We start from the raw sequence: 14,536 nt of genomic DNA on the forward strand, positions 1-14,536 counted from the left end.
TGCGGAGCCGGTCCTGAGTGTGTACTTGTCATCGCTGTCAAGGAGCAATTTTACAAGTTCATCAGGGCTGTTGTCATCGAGAGCTACATACTTCTCTGCAAAGAGACCGAGAACTGGGTAGCTACCATTATTTGATGTGCCAGCCTCAGCTTCAAAGTCTGCTGCATAGTCAACCTGTTCAATTGTTGTTGAATAGGCAAGGTTACTTTCTGCAATAGTCCTAGATGTTGTACCCTCTGTAGTGATATTCAACATTTCTGAACCAATGTTGTCATCTATGTCATAGAAGAAGCCAGCAAAGTCTGCAGGTGTTATTGAAACACCAGCTGCGGCATCTGTACCGTTATAAACAGTACTGCGCACTTCGATAGCATCCATCTGAGCACTTGCAGGCACTATAAATGCCGCAATTGCTAACAGAGCAACGAGTGCAATTGTTGTAAATCTATTCATTTTTTTCCTCCGTTTAGTTCTAATTTGTGAAAGAGTGAGAATCATTCATAAAACGCAGATGCGCTTTAGATGTTCTTCGGCCGAGCACGACATGATGTCGAATTCGTTCATTGCCGAAGGAGACTTCATCACCCTCCTAATCCCGTCATATTGGATTACAAGTGTTCTATTAAACAATTGCCGTATTAAATCTTTTGTGGTCTGATTTCGAGTAATTATCAAGTTGCAATGGCAAATATCGATGCATTTGACGGGAAATGTCGAAGTGCCACAGGAACGGTTAATAAAGAACGTACATGGATGGCAATTTTACTTCACTTATTGTCGATGCTCATCCTGTATGCTTATCATAACACTTGTGCTGGTGGCTCATTCTGTTGGATATGGTGGTGTATCCACAGAGAGATACCAGAGGTATCTGATTGGATTTGAAGTTTAAATACCTGTTCATGCCCGGATCACGGTCGGTGCTTTTTTTGGATATGATCTCTGAAGAGAACTTACACGGAGAGAGACGGGTTGAAGATAGATAGAGAAGATAGAGAAGATAGAATGATTTGGAAAATGTCTTCTGACCAGAGCAGGTGTTCCGGGAGCTGAGAGGATATGTCCAATGATAATAATAAGGGTTACAAGGGTTACAAGAAATGGTTACAAGGAGGGTTACAAAGAAAAATTATAAGGAAATATCACAGGGATAACCTGAAGATTACCTCAATATATTTATATGCGCAATACAATAAAAGACATAGCGTTTGAATTTATCCGATAATGTAAATCATGATCATAATTCACCTGTTATAGGTGGATCTGAAGGAAATTTCCGAGATTACAAGGAGTGAAAAAGTAAAATGTTCGATGGTGCAGTTTCTGAAGAGATCTCAATGGAAGATGAGGCTAATCGGGTAAAGACAGGCATACCCGGTTTTGATGAGTTGTGCGGAGGCGGGCTCATGAGGGACAGGACTTACCTGATATCCGGCACATCAGGAGCAGGGAAGACCAATTTTTCTATCCAGTTCATCTACAACGGCATAACCAAGTACGGTGAGAACGGGGTCATCGTTGCCACAGAAGAAAGACCTGAACAGATAAGGGAAAACGTCATGAAGTTCGGGTGGGACCTTGAGGAGCTCGAGGAAGAGAACAAACTGGTGATAATCGATGCATGTTCAACCAAGATCGGCATCCCCTCCCAGGAAAAACACGTCGATGTCCGGCCCTTCGACATCCGCTCAATGATGGACCAGCTCATTGCCACCCAGGAGGAGATCAACGCCCGGCGCGCACTCATCGACTCGACCACATCAGTGAGCTTCTATCTCCAGGACCCTGCAAAGATAAGGATAGAGCTGCTCAAGCTGAGCACGACACTTGAAGTGATCGGCCTCACTTCCATGATGACATGCGAATTGGTAGACGATGAGAACCCCTCCAGGTTCGGGGTCGAGAACTTCGTGACAGACGGGACCATCGTCCTGTACTATAAAAGACATGAGAACGTGCGCATGCGAAGCATGGAAATCTACAAGATGCGAGGATCCGACCACAGCAAAAAGATCCATCCGTATGACATCACCCCGGAAGGCTTTGTTATACATCCGCACGAAGAAGTATATTCAATGTTCTGACAGGAATAATAGCCAGACATAAGAGTTACATATCCGGATATGTTTCCTCATGGCCGCACTCCACGCACTTATATATTGCAAGGGCACGACCGAACTGATCATGCCTTTTAAGCACCGGATATCTCCACCGGTTCATTTTCCCTTCACACATAGGACATCGATAGTTCATAATATCACCTGAGATGTATATTGCCGGGATTTATTTTCAATTCCCTGATAAAATGCTTTGGAAATCATAGTATATAAAAAGCATAGAAGATAGAAAATGGAAGAGCTAAAGAAAGTATCCAGCGGAATTAAAAGCCTTGATGAATTACTGGGAGGTTTCAAATCACCTGCCATCCTGCTTATAGCCGGTACAACAGGTGTCGGAAAAACTATCATGTCCCTCCAGATGCTTTCAGAGGCATCAGGACTGGGCGAAAAGACCCTGTATATCCCGATAACCACGTCTAAAAAAGAGAAATTAAGGATGTATCACTCCACCCTTGATTTCTTTGATGACTCCTTCGAGGTACACCCAATAAACCGCCAGCTATCTGAAAAGGACCCTTTGACAACATTGATAGAGATTGGGAATGTGATCGAATCGGTCAAGCCCGACAGACTGGTCATAGACCCCATCACACCCATGGGATTCGGATTCGTGGAACAGGAAAGGAGGCGTTTCTACTACACATTGGACTCAATGCTCCAGGAAAGGGACATGCTTACTTTGCTTGTCGGTGAACTTGTCAAGTCAGAGTTGCACCGATCAGTGGTAAGCCACCTCTCGGACGGGATAATCTACCTGTCAAGAGGAGACAGCGGCTCAAGGGCTGACCACTACATGGAATTTATCAAAATGCGGGGCATCGATCCCGGAAAACGGTCAGAGATCACATCCCGTAAATACCTTTATGATATAACATCAGGTGGTTTCACAGTCTATCCGCCTATAAAACCGGAAAAGGATTTCAGACTTGAAGACCTGCGTGTTGAGGCCGGCATCCCGGGTCTTGACACAATGCTTGGAGGAGGCTTGCTCAAATACAGCAGCACCCTGATAGCAGGAAGACCCGGAACAGGGAAGAAGATATTCGGAATGCAGTTCATATACCACGGACTTGAGAACGGCGAACCCGGCCTCATAATCACTTTTGAGGACTCGCCCCACCAATTGCTAATGGATGCAAAAAGAATTGGATGGGACCTTGAGCCCTTCCTTAAGAGCGGTCTGCTTCAGTTCATCTGCACCCACCCCGGCAATATATACCCTGCGGAGCACTCCGTCCGCATAAAGAACACCATTGAAAAAATACATGCTCGCCGGGTGTTCTTCGATGGCATCAACAATTTAGAGATGTCAATATCTGATAACCTGAAATTAAGGGCGTACATTCATTCCCTTACAAGCCACCTCAAAAGTAAGAACATAACATCGGTGTTCACAACCGAGATGATTCCTTCCGGGGGTCCGGGCAATGAGAGGATAGATGTTGCTTTTTTGATGGACTCGGTGGTAGTCCTCAATAACTCCAAAGCAAAGAACCGCAGATATATGTGTATAATAAAATCAAGAGGAACAAAACACAGACGATCGGTAAAAGAGTACGCGATCACAGAAGACGGAATAAAATTACGCACAGACACATTGATCTGACCCTTCCGGAAAGAGGAGGAGGTTCAAATGCTCTGCACCCTCCTCTCCACTGTCTCTCCGAGTTCTGTTAAACTGTAAGAGCCATTCTCCTGTTTTATAAGATCCTTTTCAAGCAATTCCTGAATTATCTTGTTCACTGAAGGATAAGCCATACGCATGTTCTTGGCCATCTTATCCGCATCCAGATTGTGTTTTGAACCCAGCAGAGCAAGTAATTTCTGACGATTGTTATTACCGCTTACAAATCCGATCAAGTCTTCCATTTTTTTTACCTCCCATTGTAAACATGACTATACACTATAATTATAACTGCATACTATAATTGTTTTCTTGCTCAGGCTCTCACTCATTTATTTATAAGCGGCAGAAGGACTCTGCAGGAATCATTGATATTGGGATGTGAAACTACTCAGCTAAGGACTGAGTTGTTTCCTGCTTCATCCCCTGAACCATCGTACACAAGTCCACAGGCTCTTCCCGTAGTTCCTGCGATGATCAAAGACCTATTATGTGCTGGCCGATGATAGCAGATTTCTTGATGTTGGTAGCAGCATTCATATCCCTGTCGTATATTGCCATACAATCAGGACACTGCAATTCATTATTTGGGATGGGAATACATTATGGAGTAATATATATTTCATACCTGCTATCGGAAACCTTAGTAAGGAATCCGTAGAATACTGCATTCAGAATCAGGAGTGTGTATACGCTTATACCCTGAGCTAAAGACCCAGTTTTTACGCTGTTTTCTATAAAAGAGAGTTATCAATAATTGTAAATGCACCGTTAGCTACACAACATATTTGCTACTTTTGTTTTTGTCGATAGTGGTTTGGACAGATTTTCTACAGAGCCGGCAAAGGATACATTTATAAGCAGTTATGAGCATGTAGGTGGTGGCGGGCTAGTCCGGGTAGGCCGGCGTTACCTGTAACCCGAAATCGTCGATATGCGGGGGACGAAGCCAAAAGGAGATGTTTGGATCATTTCCAAACCTGTGATCTCAACTAAGAAGCCCCGTCCTGCTTGGATGGTGTTGATATGAGGGCTTGTTGGAGAACTTGTTTTCATATCTTAACCGTGGGAACCAGTCCAGGCCCGGAAGGGAGCAGACCGACCATGGGCAGCCGTCGCTTGCAGGGCTGCGGGGTGGAGAAGAGGTCACAGATTATTTGGAGATGTGAAAAACAACGACTTGAGGCGTGCCCGTCACTTCAATTAATTCGGAAAGCGTTAAATAGGTGAATTACCTTTATGAAGGAACTTGCTTAATGACGAGATAGCCAAGCCCGGTATGGCGCAGGATTGCTAATCCTGTGGTGCTATGCACCTCGGGGGTTCGAATCCCCCTCTCGTCGTCCATACTTCTTTTGCATCAAGTAATGGTTTCGGAATGACTAAATGAAATGAGAACATAACGGACCAATAATGTCAGATAGAATAATAATTCCTGTTCTAAACAAAAGATCAGAAGACCCCAATAATAAGAACCTGGCATGCAACTCTTGCGGTTCAGGCGGCTGTCACGGAGGGTTTGGGATCAAACCAGGCTCTGAAAAAGAAGAGGTGTTCAGGAATATCTTCCTCTACCTCTCCATGGGCATCGTGATATTTGTTGTCGCCTACCTGATCACCAGGATATTATCACTTATTAGCTGATGCATCGGAAGGGAGTTTTTCCTGCGGAAGGAAATAGCGCTGCACCTTCCCACATTTTATGCATGTGATAATAAGTAGCCCATTTTTCAACCGCACCCTGCAGTTACCTCCGGGAGTCAGAAATGAACCGCAGCCCTTACACATCCTTTTTTTGAGTTCAGAAGGAATACTTACGCGATAACGCATACCTATCTTCTTTGCAAGGGAAACATACCTGTCACTCCTGCCAGGATTATAGGGATATTCCCTGCCAGCCATGTCAAAGAGATAAGATATACGCTCAGCTGCAATCTCCTTTGCAACTGCCTTTTTTTTTCGCCTGTGTTTAGCCATAGACATCCTGCCCATATCACTCATCAAAGGATAACAACATCAGTCCCGGGAGCCTTTTGTTTAACCAGCTCGCGGAACTTTTCAGGGTCTGCCAGAGTATCTTCTGCACTATAGTGCATAGGTATCACAATTTTTGGAGAAATAATAGCTGTTGCCTCAGCAGCCTGTACTTCATCCATCGTAGAAGTCCCGCCTATAGGGAGCAATGCTACATCAGCAGAAAAATCGCTCATCTCGGGAATAAAATCCGTGTCCCCTGAGTGGTATATCCTCAAACCGCCTACTTCAATAATATAACCAACCCCATCCTCCCGGGGATGAAATGATGAGTCCCTGGTGTAGGCCGGGACTACTTCGATACCCACTCCTTTAATAGCCAGTTCACCTGTGAGGGAGTCACCTTCTTCAACCCTTCTCGCATCCCCCCTGAACTGCAGACCCATATTTTCAGGGACGAGAGTTGTCGCATCAGATTTACGAACTCTCCTAATCGAATCCGGGTGGCAGTGACTGCCATGTTCATGCGTGAGCAGAAGGATATCCGCCATATCATCCCGGGAAACAGTATCCTGGAGCATATAAGGATCGATATGGATCACCAGCCCATCCGCCTTGATCATAAAGCCTGCATGCCCTAACCAATCTATAAGTACATTATCAATTGTAACATTACCCACATTATCACTTCACTGGTATTATCTTATTTTTTTCTGATATCAAGTCATACAGATGGCACATATATGTTTTAAGTTTACTGAGATGGATCATTGCCATAAAGTTGTGCAGATCGTTAAAGGGAAAATTATAACATAACCCGAAAAAATATAAAATCATCTGAACAAGCCGTACCCATAAAATGAATTACACACTTAACTGGAATCATGAATACAAAAAAGATTAACATACTTTGTTCGACAGTAGACAGAGCAGGCATGAATATCAAAGAGCATCTGCTTTTGCTTGGTGAATGGGAAAAACAGGAGAATCTACCAGGATCATGGGACTGCCTGGCCTGTATTCATGAGAGCCTCGGATATCGCATAATAGAAATCGACCAGCACCACATTTACCAGGACCGTATCGATGAGAAGATGAAAGAATACGGATTTGATACGGACCTCATAATCGTTGCATCCAAGCATAAAAGTAATGATGGCAGATCCGTACTGACGGCACATTTTACAGGAAATCTGAAAAGTGCGGACTTTGGCGGACATCCTTTCCAGTTATCAGTACCCGCACCTTATACCATGCGTTCCATCCTCCGGAACATGCAAAAACTGGCACATGGAACTGACTATGAAGTGAACATGGAGTCCACACATCACGGACCCACAGACATCCGAACCCCGATGGTGTATGCGGAAATTGGCAGTGGGGAAGAGCAGTGGTCAGATCCGAATGCAGGAGAGATCGTCGCAAAGGCCATCCTGGATGCAGAAGAAGAGGAAGTGCCCGTAGCCATTGGTTTTGGCGGAGGGCACTATGCAAGCAGGCAGACAAAACTTTTGCTGGAAGAGAACATCACATTTGGCCACAATTTCCCGGATTATCAGCTGGCAAATGTTGATAAGTGCCTGGCAGAACAAGCTTTTGAGAAGTCGGGAGCAGATTTTGCATATTTTGACAGGAAGTCGATACCCTCTGCTGAGAGAGAAAGAATGCAGGAGATGATCAGGGAACTCGGATACCCGGTGCTGCGCGAAGGAGAGATCAGGGAGCTAAAGGGCATAAAATGGAGCCTGTTCCTTAACATAAAAGGAAAAGCGGAAAAACTATGCAGTGGAGGGAGATTCAGGATAACAAATAAATTCAGGACAGAATCCGGCAGAATACAGGAAGATATGCAAAAAGACAATAATATAAAAGAGATCAGATTAAGCGAAAAGCTGTTTCAGGAAACTGTTGCCACAGGCAGAGAAGCTTTCCTGAATTCACTGGAAGAATTCCCTGTCGTTTATCTGGAAAGGGACAACGGGACTATATCGAATCATATGCTTGGCCTTTCGCAACATAGCAAAATTACGATGCAGGATATCACAAATGAATGCATTAAAATACTAAAAGAGCATTATGAAGTTAAATATGTCCCACAGGAGAATCTACTGTACATAGTTACCGAAAGATTCAGTCCCAAAATGGCAAAAAAGATGGGCGTAGACCCCGGTCCGCTGTACGGAAAACTGGCAAACAGGGAAACAGTTACAGTTAATGGAAAGATGATAGGACCGGAAATGGTCCATGTGCGAAATATTAAAGAGATCCCATTAATCAACTCACCAAATAACCCTACCCGGAGTTAAAAATACGATTTTCACTTGAGGGAAAAAAGATGAAATCCATAGTAGAAGAGGCACTGGCAAGATCTGAGCAGGAGTCGCAACTTCGCAGTCCGGCTGCAGCCGATCAACATAAGAATATCAATGCCGAACTGGAGGATCTGTTACGTGAATTGCAAACCAATATAAAAGTAATAGGTTGCGGCGGCGGCGGATCCAATAGTACCCAGAGAATGGCAGACGAAGGAATAAAGGGTGCTGAGCTTGTTGCCCTTAACACCGATGCACAACATCTTCTGAACATAAACGCTGACAGGAAGATACTCATTGGAAAGAAGAAGACAAGAGGACTTGGTGCAGGCAGCCTTCCCCAGATAGGAGAGGACGCTGCTCTTGAAAGCGTAGACGATATCGCCGATGCGGTAGCCGGTAGTGACATGGTGTTCATTACTGCAGGCCTGGGAGGAGGAACCGGAACAGGTTCCGCACCTGTTGTTGCCGAGGCTGCAAGAGATGCAGGCGCACTGACGATTGCCGTTGTAACACTTCCATTCGGCGTAGAAGGGCACGTCAGGCGCACAAACGCTGAGGCAGGGCTCGAGAGGCTGAGAGAAGTGGCTGACACGGTCATTGTCGTGCCTAACGACAAGCTCCTTGAAGTGGTCCCAAGACTTCCGCTCCAGGCAGCCTTCAAAGTATCTGACGAAGTACTTATGAGAGCTGTTAAAGGTATTACAGAACTTATCACAAAACCAGGTCTTGTCAACCTTGACTTTGCAGATGTGAGGACTGTTATGCAGAACGGCGGCGTCGCCATGATCGGCCTTGGAGAAGCGGACGGCGAGATGAAAGCGGTGGAATCAGTACAGAAAGCACTTCGCAGCCCGCTGCTAGATGTGGATATCTCCGGTGCCACATCCGCTCTTGTGAATGTCGTCGGAGGGCCCGATATGACTATCGCGGAGGCGGAGAGTGTTGTGCAGGAAGTCTACAGCCGCATTGACCCCGATGCAAGACTTATCTGGGGAGCACAGATCGACAACTCACTTGAGCAGACCGTACGCACAATGATCGTTGTGACCGGCGTGAGATCCCCGCAGATCTATGGCCACGGAGGCGCAAAGAACGTGACCAGAAGATATGGGATAGATTTCGTGAAATGAAATTACCACTTTTGAAGGATAACGGTTGAAGGGTGATACTTTCACCCTTCAATCGAAAAGTATTTTATTATTGACGTTCTTTTGGTGGCGCTGTAATCCGGCATTTAATAGAAATGCTTATATTTCAAAGCAACCTCAAACAATTCATTCTTATATATTCATCAGTCATGACTGGTTGTGATGTACTTGGCAGAAGATGCATTTGATCTAAACAAACTGAACAGAAACATGGGACAGACCCTTAAAACATACTTCAGGGTCCTCAAGTTGACAAAGAAACCTTCAAGGGAAGAGTTCCAGATGATTGCAAAGGTTGCCGGAATTGGGATTCTTGCTATCGGCTTTGTCGGTTTCCTTATATATTTATTGCTGGTAGAGATACCACAATTGGTGTAAGCATGGTCGAAGAATCGGTAATATTCGTTGTAAAGACAACCGCAAATCAAGAACGTTCCGTTGCAAATATGATAACCCTGGTTGCACGGAAGGACCATCTGGACATCAGGGCCATCATTGCACCCGATGAACTCAAGGGATATGTGCTTATTGAAGCTCCTGAGCCAGGCGTAGTGGAACAGGCCATCCAGACAGTTCCACATGCAAGGACAGTTGTGAAAGGAAAATCGACTATAGAGGAGATATCACATTTCCTTACACCCAAACCAACTGTCACAGGTATCACAGAGGGAGCGATCATCGAGGTTACATCCGGGCCTTTCAAAGGTGAGAGAGCACGTGTCAAGAGAGTGGACGAAGGTCATGAAGAGATTACAGTTGAGCTCTTTGATGCTGTCGTACCGATACCTATAACTATTCGTGGTGATACTGTAAGAGTCCTCAGGAAAGAAGAAGAGGAAAATTCCTGATAAATTTATTATTAATCAAAATCCAACGGTGATATTCAAATGGCAGATGTTGTTGAAGCACTGGTCCCCGGAGGAAGAGCAAATCCCGGACCCCCACTTGGTCCGGCTCTTGGACCCCTCGGGATTAACGTCAAAGACGTGATCGAGAAGATCAATGAGAAAACAAAAGATTACAATGGGATGCAGGTCCCTGTCAAAGTAATAGTTGATTCGAACAAGAACTTTGAGATAGAAGTCGGTACCCCGCCAACCGCCGCACTGATCCTTCAGGAGCTTGGCATCCAGAAGGGCTCAGGTCTGGCTGGCACTGAAGTCGTAGGCGACCTCAGCATACCCCAGGCTGCAAAGATAGCCCGTATGAAAAAGGACGACATACTTTCCTATACATTAAAGGCAGCTGTAAAGGAAGTCCTTGGAGCATGCGTACCAATGGGCGTAAATGCTGAAGGAATGCACGCAAAAGAATGCCAGAAAGAAGTAGAAGAAGGCAAATTTGATGACGTGCTCGCAAACGAGGCCTGGTAACCCCGGGCAAAATCAGCTTTAACCGATAAGTTTAAAACTATTGCTTAAATAAAGGAGAGCCCATTAGACGATTGAGTTCTGTCTGATGGATTTAAACAAAACAGCCGTAGTAGACCGAAATGGTCCTGCCTGAACATTACGTTCAAACTACGGGAGGTAAAGAATGGCAGAAGAAAATATAATAGATGCAATTAATCAGTTATTGCAAGAATCACCGCAGCGTAAGTTCGCAGAAAGCGTGGATCTGGCAATCAACTTAAAGAATCTTGACATGAGCCAACCCAAAAATCGTGTCGATGAAGGTATCCTATTGCCGCACGGCCTTGGAAAGGATCTGAAGATCGCTGTATTTGCAAAAGGAGAAGTTGGTCTTCAGGCAAAGCAAGCAGGAGTCGAGTATGTCTTCGGAGAGGAAGACCTGGAGGAACTCGCTTCAGACAAAGCACGTGCAAGAAGTATTGCCAATGAATGTGACTTCTTTATTGCAGAGGTTCAGTATATGGCCCAGATCGGTAAAAACCTGGGTGCAATTCTGGGTCCGAGAGGAAAAATGCCAACGCCCCTGCCACCCGGCAAGAACGTTGCAGACCTTATTAACAGTGCAAGAAGTTCCATCAGGATAAGATCCAAAGACAAACTTACTTTTCACGTATCGATCGGGCGCAAGGATATGGACATCAACAACCTTGCAGATAACGTCGAGACTGTTCTGAACAGGGTCGAGCAATCCCTTGAAAAGGGAAAACATAACATAAGGTCGATTTATGTTACAACTACCATGGGAAAATCCGTGAAGGTGATGTAAATGGAAGAAGTTCACCACACAGAACATGTGCCTCAGTGGAAGAAAAAGGAAGTTGAGGACATAAAGGAACTCATTGACAACTATCCCCTGTTCGGAGTAGTAGGTATCGGAGGAATACCTGCGAAGCAGCTTCAGAAAATGAGAAAGAGTCTCCAGGGTACAGCTGTTTTGAAAGTGGCAAGGAACACACTTATTAAAAGAGCATTTGACAAGTCAAGTGATGACGTCAATAAAATGGAAGAGTACATTGACGTACAGACCGCTCTGGTGTTCACGGAGAACAATCCATTCAAACTTTATAAAGTAATGGAGCAGAGCAAAAGTCCATCTCCCATCAAAGGCGGAGCAATCGCACCTAATGACATCATAGTCGAAGCAGGTCCGACAAGTTTCCCACCCGGGCCGATATTGGGCGATCTGCAAAGCGTCGGAATACCTGCAGCTATCGACGGTGGAAAAGTAGTCGTTAAAGAGAAAAAGACCGTTGCAAAAGCAGGTGAGGTCGTTTCGCAGAAATTAGCATCAATGCTCACAAGACTTGAGATATACCCTGTAACGGTAGGTCTTGATCTCAGGGCAGTCCTGGAATCCGGAGCTATCTTTACACCGGACGTCCTGGCAATTGATGAGAACCAATACTTCTCAGACATCGTTCTGGCAACCCGCCAGGCATTCAACCTGTCAGTCAATGCAACATATCCGACAAAAGAAAACATCATTGCGATCATCTCCAAGGCTGCAACAGAGTCACGCAACCTGGGAATCAACGCAACCGTGTTCGAGCCGGAGATCATGGGCCCCCTGCTTGGAAAAGCACAATCCCAGATGCTTTCGGTTGCATCTGCAGCATCTGCCAATAACGAAGAGGCTGTTGATGATGAACTGAAAGAAGTACTTGGCGCAAGGGCTACAGCTGCTGTTGTAGCAGAAGTTTCCGAAACAACCGAAGCAGAGGAAACAGTCGAAGAGAAGGAAGAAGAGGATTCAGAAGAGGACGGAATGGCCGGTCTCGGAGCACTCTTTGGATGAGAATAAGATCAGACATTTATACATAAATTACATTGATAAACAAAAGGTGATTTCACATGGAATACATATATGCAGCACTTTTATTGCACAAAGCTGGTAAAGACATTACAGAAGAAGCAGTTACTGCCGTACTTCAGGCAGCAGGTACAGAAGTTAACGATGCACGTGCCAAGGCACTCATTGCAGCCCTTGAAGATGTTGACATCGAAGAGGCAATGGCAACAGCAGCAATAGCAGCACCTGCAGCAGCAGCTGCACCAGCAGAAGCAGAAGCAGCACCCGCCGAGGAAGAAGCAGCAACTGAAGAAGAAACCGCAGAAGAAGCAGAAGAGGACGGAATGGCCGGTCTCGGTGCACTTTTCGGATAAGAACAAACTACTGCTCGCCCCGTGCGAGCAACATCTTCTTTTTTTTACCAGCCATATTTACCGCATCTGGCACCTTACATCAGAAATTGATATGAGACCTTAACTGTAAGTCCGTACGCAAGCAAAATAGATGCCCGGAAAACTGAAGGTCTGCATGAGTTCGCCAAAACATATATGCAGAACTGATAATCCTCACATAGGAACTTGCAGATGAAGAGAGTGATATAAAGTTCATACCTTTGTGGAAGTAGTTGCTGCAACTGTCGGATATGGTATAACTTTTAGGTAAGTGGTTTACTAATTAAATATAAATAGTTATTATTTGGTTTGCAAGCTAAATATATTATAAACAACAAAGACAACTAAGAATTATGGACAAAGATAAACTAAAGGTCATACTAAAAGAGCAGAACGATACAATAAAAGAAGTTGAGGACCTGGTAAAAAGAGAACTGCTGGATAAGAACAGATAAAAGATCAGACCTTATCATTATTGTATCCGGACTTAGAAGAGCTGGCAAATCAACACTTATAAATGAAATCAGAAAAGACCATCTAAATGCGAGCTATTTTGTGAGCTTTGACGATGAAAGGTTCTTTGATTTTACAATAGAAGACTTTCAGACAATGTACGAATTGCTGATAGAGATGTATGGTGAAAGAGATATCCTTTTTTTCGATGAGATACAGAACATAAAGGGCTGAGAAAGATTTGTAAGACGCCTTCATGATGATAATAAAAAGGTATACATCACAGGTTCAAATGCAACTATGCTAAGTCGTGAACTTGGAACTCACCTGACAGGCAGACACCTGAGTTATTCATTGTATCCATATTCGTTCAAGGAGTTCCTTTATTTCAAAGAACATAGTTCATCCTGCCAGAAACGTTGACAACAGTCGAGAAGAGTACAATAAAGCGGTACTTCAATGAATATATTGAAACAGGAGGGATACCTGAATATGTTAAGCTCATGGATGACCTCTACATTAAGACATTATATGAGAATATACTCTACAGGGACATAATAGCACGATATAATCTCAGGAACGAACAGGCACTAAAGACAACTGTTTACTTTGCTGCATCGAATATAGCAAAGGAGATCAGTTTCAACAGTATCAAGAACCTGGCAGGCCTCTCCAGTGCAACAACTATAAAGGAATATTTTGGATACCTAGAGAACAGCTATCTGGTGCCAAAGTTCTCTCCATCCCTTAAGACACAGGTCTATTCAAATAAAAAGATATATTTCGTAGATACGGCCATCGCAAGGATACTGGGATACAGAACATCAGAGGATTATGGGCGTATCCTTGAGAACAACGTGTTCATGGAACTGAAAAGAAGGTCACAGGAAGTATATTACCATAGGGACAAGAAAGAATGCGATTTTGTCATAAGGGAAGGTTATCGCATCAGGGAAGCAATCCAAGTGACCAAAAGTATGGAAGATCCAGATACCATGAAAAGAGAACTTGATGGTTTGCTTGAAGCCATGAAAACATATGATCTGCAAGAGGGTCTTATTCTTACGACTAACGGGGCGTAGGGGTAGAGAAAGCCCACTGATTTAGCTGTGGGATGAATCGTACCTCACCTTATAGATAATCATAAATATTATATATCTGCCAGACATATAATACATTGTCATGGCAACAGAACGATGGAAACATAGCAATACAACAGTGTATAACATCGGTTTTCATTTAATATGGTGTTCTAAATATAGACGAAATGTTTTAGAAAATGAGATTGAGGCACGTTTAAAAGAGCTTC

The 14,536-nt window shown here is 44.3% G+C and carries 18 protein-coding genes, 1 tRNA gene, 1 other RNA gene and 1 pseudogene; 16 read left to right on the forward strand and 5 right to left on the reverse strand.

All coding sequences use genetic code 11. The annotated features are described in order from the left end of the window. On the reverse strand, nucleotides 1–453 hold a 453-nt coding region (locus CUN85_RS12465), incomplete at its 3' end, for an S-layer protein domain-containing protein (RefSeq protein ID WP_268921651.1). A gap of 851 nt (nucleotides 454–1,304) precedes the next feature. On the opposite strand from CUN85_RS12465, the gene CUN85_RS12470 reads away from it, so the two are divergent. Then, nucleotides 1,305–2,084, forward strand: a complete 780-nt coding sequence (locus tag CUN85_RS12470) for an ATPase domain-containing protein (protein ID WP_135390640.1) — start codon at nucleotides 1,305–1,307, stop codon at nucleotides 2,082–2,084. Nucleotides 2,085–2,109: 25 nt separating this feature from the next. On the opposite strand, the gene CUN85_RS13115 is transcribed toward CUN85_RS12470, so the two are convergent. Beyond that, nucleotides 2,110–2,253, reverse strand: coding sequence for a hypothetical protein (locus CUN85_RS13115; RefSeq protein WP_167848886.1), 144 nt, complete (start codon nucleotides 2,251–2,253; stop codon nucleotides 2,110–2,112). A 96-nt stretch (nucleotides 2,254–2,349) separates the two neighbouring features. On the opposite strand from CUN85_RS13115, the gene CUN85_RS12475 reads away from it, so the two are divergent. Next, entirely contained in the window at nucleotides 2,350–3,726 is a 1,377-nt protein-coding gene (locus CUN85_RS12475; RefSeq protein ID WP_135390641.1) for an ATPase domain-containing protein, read from the forward strand. 23 nt (nucleotides 3,727–3,749) lie between these two features. Here CUN85_RS12475 and CUN85_RS12480 read toward each other — a convergent pair whose 3' ends face one another. Further along, nucleotides 3,750–3,989, reverse strand: coding sequence for a winged helix-turn-helix domain-containing protein (locus CUN85_RS12480; RefSeq protein ID WP_135390642.1), 240 nt, complete (start codon nucleotides 3,987–3,989; stop codon nucleotides 3,750–3,752). 637 nt (nucleotides 3,990–4,626) lie between these two features. Between CUN85_RS12480 and ffs the strand changes: the two genes are divergently transcribed. The 3 genes from ffs to CUN85_RS12500 all read left to right on the forward strand — a co-directional run bounded on the left by ffs (nucleotide 4,627) and on the right by CUN85_RS12500 (nucleotide 5,388). Then, nucleotides 4,627–4,941: signal recognition particle sRNA (gene ffs / locus CUN85_RS12490), an RNA gene on the forward strand. 61 nt (nucleotides 4,942–5,002) lie between these two features. Beyond that, nucleotides 5,003–5,087 (forward strand) — tRNA-Ser (locus CUN85_RS12495). Between the two features lie 70 nt (nucleotides 5,088–5,157). Then, on the forward strand, nucleotides 5,158–5,388 hold the full coding sequence (locus CUN85_RS12500; protein WP_135390643.1) for a hypothetical protein: 231 nt from the start codon (nucleotides 5,158–5,160) through the stop codon (nucleotides 5,386–5,388). Here CUN85_RS12500 and CUN85_RS12505 read toward each other — a convergent pair. Continuing rightward, nucleotides 5,374–5,721 (reverse strand): ribonuclease P protein component 4, encoded by a 348-nt coding sequence (locus CUN85_RS12505; RefSeq protein WP_135390644.1) that lies wholly within the window; start codon nucleotides 5,719–5,721, stop codon nucleotides 5,374–5,376. The two genes, CUN85_RS12500 and CUN85_RS12505, sit on opposite strands and share 15 nt — an antisense overlap. Before the next feature lie 23 nt (nucleotides 5,722–5,744). Continuing rightward, nucleotides 5,745–6,398 carry an MBL fold metallo-hydrolase gene (locus CUN85_RS12510; protein ID WP_135390645.1) on the reverse strand — a complete coding sequence of 218 codons (654 nt, stop codon included), beginning with the start codon at nucleotides 6,396–6,398 and terminating at the stop codon, nucleotides 5,745–5,747. A gap of 204 nt (nucleotides 6,399–6,602) precedes the next feature. Here CUN85_RS12510 and CUN85_RS12515 point away from each other — a divergent pair, with 204 nt between their 5' ends. The 11 genes and pseudogenes from CUN85_RS12515 to CUN85_RS13685 all read left to right on the forward strand — a co-directional run. After that, on the forward strand, nucleotides 6,603–8,024 hold the full coding sequence (locus CUN85_RS12515; protein WP_135390646.1) for a D-aminoacyl-tRNA deacylase: 1,422 nt from the start codon (nucleotides 6,603–6,605) through the stop codon (nucleotides 8,022–8,024). 29 nt (nucleotides 8,025–8,053) lie between these two features. After that, a complete protein-coding gene (gene ftsZ, locus CUN85_RS12520; protein WP_135390647.1) occupies nucleotides 8,054–9,163 on the forward strand; it encodes a cell division protein FtsZ in 1,110 nt (369 codons plus the stop codon). A gap of 228 nt (nucleotides 9,164–9,391) precedes the next feature. Beyond that, nucleotides 9,392–9,559, forward strand: coding sequence for a protein translocase SEC61 complex subunit gamma (locus tag CUN85_RS12525; RefSeq protein WP_394346227.1), 168 nt, complete (start codon nucleotides 9,392–9,394; stop codon nucleotides 9,557–9,559). Nucleotides 9,560–9,561: 2 nt separating this feature from the next. Then, nucleotides 9,562–10,029 carry a transcription elongation factor Spt5 gene (locus tag CUN85_RS12530; RefSeq protein ID WP_135390649.1) on the forward strand — a complete coding sequence of 156 codons (468 nt, stop codon included), beginning with the start codon at nucleotides 9,562–9,564 and terminating at the stop codon, nucleotides 10,027–10,029. 39 nt (nucleotides 10,030–10,068) lie between these two features. Further along, nucleotides 10,069–10,554 carry a 50S ribosomal protein L11 gene (locus tag CUN85_RS12535; RefSeq protein WP_135390650.1) on the forward strand — a complete coding sequence of 162 codons (486 nt, stop codon included), beginning with the start codon at nucleotides 10,069–10,071 and terminating at the stop codon, nucleotides 10,552–10,554. A gap of 163 nt (nucleotides 10,555–10,717) precedes the next feature. Next, nucleotides 10,718–11,359, forward strand: coding sequence for a 50S ribosomal protein L1 (locus CUN85_RS12540; RefSeq protein WP_135390651.1), 642 nt, complete (start codon nucleotides 10,718–10,720; stop codon nucleotides 11,357–11,359). Beyond that, a complete protein-coding gene (locus CUN85_RS12545) occupies nucleotides 11,360–12,388 on the forward strand; it encodes a 50S ribosomal protein L10 (protein ID WP_135390652.1) in 1,029 nt (342 codons plus the stop codon). A 56-nt stretch (nucleotides 12,389–12,444) separates the two neighbouring features. Beyond that, the gene (gene rpl12p / locus CUN85_RS12550; RefSeq protein WP_135390653.1) at nucleotides 12,445–12,756 is read left to right on the forward strand and encodes a 50S ribosomal protein P1; all 312 of its coding nucleotides are present in this window, start codon (nucleotides 12,445–12,447) and stop codon (nucleotides 12,754–12,756) included. 540 nt (nucleotides 12,757–13,296) lie between these two features. Beyond that, nucleotides 13,297–13,650, forward strand: a pseudogene (locus tag CUN85_RS13465) (AAA family ATPase). Beyond that, on the forward strand, nucleotides 13,647–14,309 hold the full coding sequence (locus CUN85_RS12565; protein WP_135390655.1) for an ATP-binding protein: 663 nt from the start codon (nucleotides 13,647–13,649) through the stop codon (nucleotides 14,307–14,309). The pseudogene CUN85_RS13465 and the gene CUN85_RS12565 overlap by 4 nt, the downstream one beginning before the upstream one ends. Before the next feature lie 100 nt (nucleotides 14,310–14,409). Beyond that, a partial coding sequence (locus CUN85_RS13685; RefSeq protein WP_205804316.1) for a transposase occupies nucleotides 14,410–14,536 on the forward strand: 127 nt, incomplete at its 3' end.

It is taken from the genome of Methanolobus halotolerans (assembly GCF_004745425.1).
GTDB classification, from domain to species: Archaea; Halobacteriota; Methanosarcinia; order Methanosarcinales; family Methanosarcinaceae; genus Methanolobus; species Methanolobus halotolerans.

Bases quoted from the DNA above. Each gene is read 5' to 3' on its own strand.
- CUN85_RS12535 (WP_135390650.1), top strand. From the start codon at position 10,069: ATGGCAGATGTTGTTGAAGCACTGGTCCCCGGAGGAAGAGCAAATCCC.
- CUN85_RS12480 (WP_135390642.1), bottom strand. From the start codon at position 3,989: ATGGAAGACTTGATCGGATTTGTAAGCGGTAATAACAATCGTCAGAAA.
- CUN85_RS12470 (WP_135390640.1), top strand. From the start codon at position 1,305: ATGTTCGATGGTGCAGTTTCTGAAGAGATCTCAATGGAAGATGAGGCT.
- CUN85_RS12475 (WP_135390641.1), top strand. From the start codon at position 2,350: ATGGAAGAGCTAAAGAAAGTATCCAGCGGAATTAAAAGCCTTGATGAA.
- CUN85_RS12530 (WP_135390649.1), top strand. From the start codon at position 9,562: ATGGTCGAAGAATCGGTAATATTCGTTGTAAAGACAACCGCAAATCAA.
- rpl12p (WP_135390653.1), top strand. From the start codon at position 12,445: ATGGAATACATATATGCAGCACTTTTATTGCACAAAGCTGGTAAAGAC.
- CUN85_RS12515 (WP_135390646.1), top strand. From the start codon at position 6,603: ATGAATACAAAAAAGATTAACATACTTTGTTCGACAGTAGACAGAGCA.
- CUN85_RS12540 (WP_135390651.1), top strand. From the start codon at position 10,718: ATGGCAGAAGAAAATATAATAGATGCAATTAATCAGTTATTGCAAGAA.
- CUN85_RS13115 (WP_167848886.1), bottom strand. From the start codon at position 2,253: ATGAACTATCGATGTCCTATGTGTGAAGGGAAAATGAACCGGTGGAGA.
- CUN85_RS12505 (WP_135390644.1), bottom strand. From the start codon at position 5,721: ATGGCTAAACACAGGCGAAAAAAAAAGGCAGTTGCAAAGGAGATTGCA.
- CUN85_RS12500 (WP_135390643.1), top strand. From the start codon at position 5,158: ATGTCAGATAGAATAATAATTCCTGTTCTAAACAAAAGATCAGAAGAC.
- ftsZ (WP_135390647.1), top strand. From the start codon at position 8,054: ATGAAATCCATAGTAGAAGAGGCACTGGCAAGATCTGAGCAGGAGTCG.
- CUN85_RS12545 (WP_135390652.1), top strand. From the start codon at position 11,360: ATGGAAGAAGTTCACCACACAGAACATGTGCCTCAGTGGAAGAAAAAG.
- CUN85_RS12525 (WP_394346227.1), top strand. From the start codon at position 9,392: ATGGGACAGACCCTTAAAACATACTTCAGGGTCCTCAAGTTGACAAAG.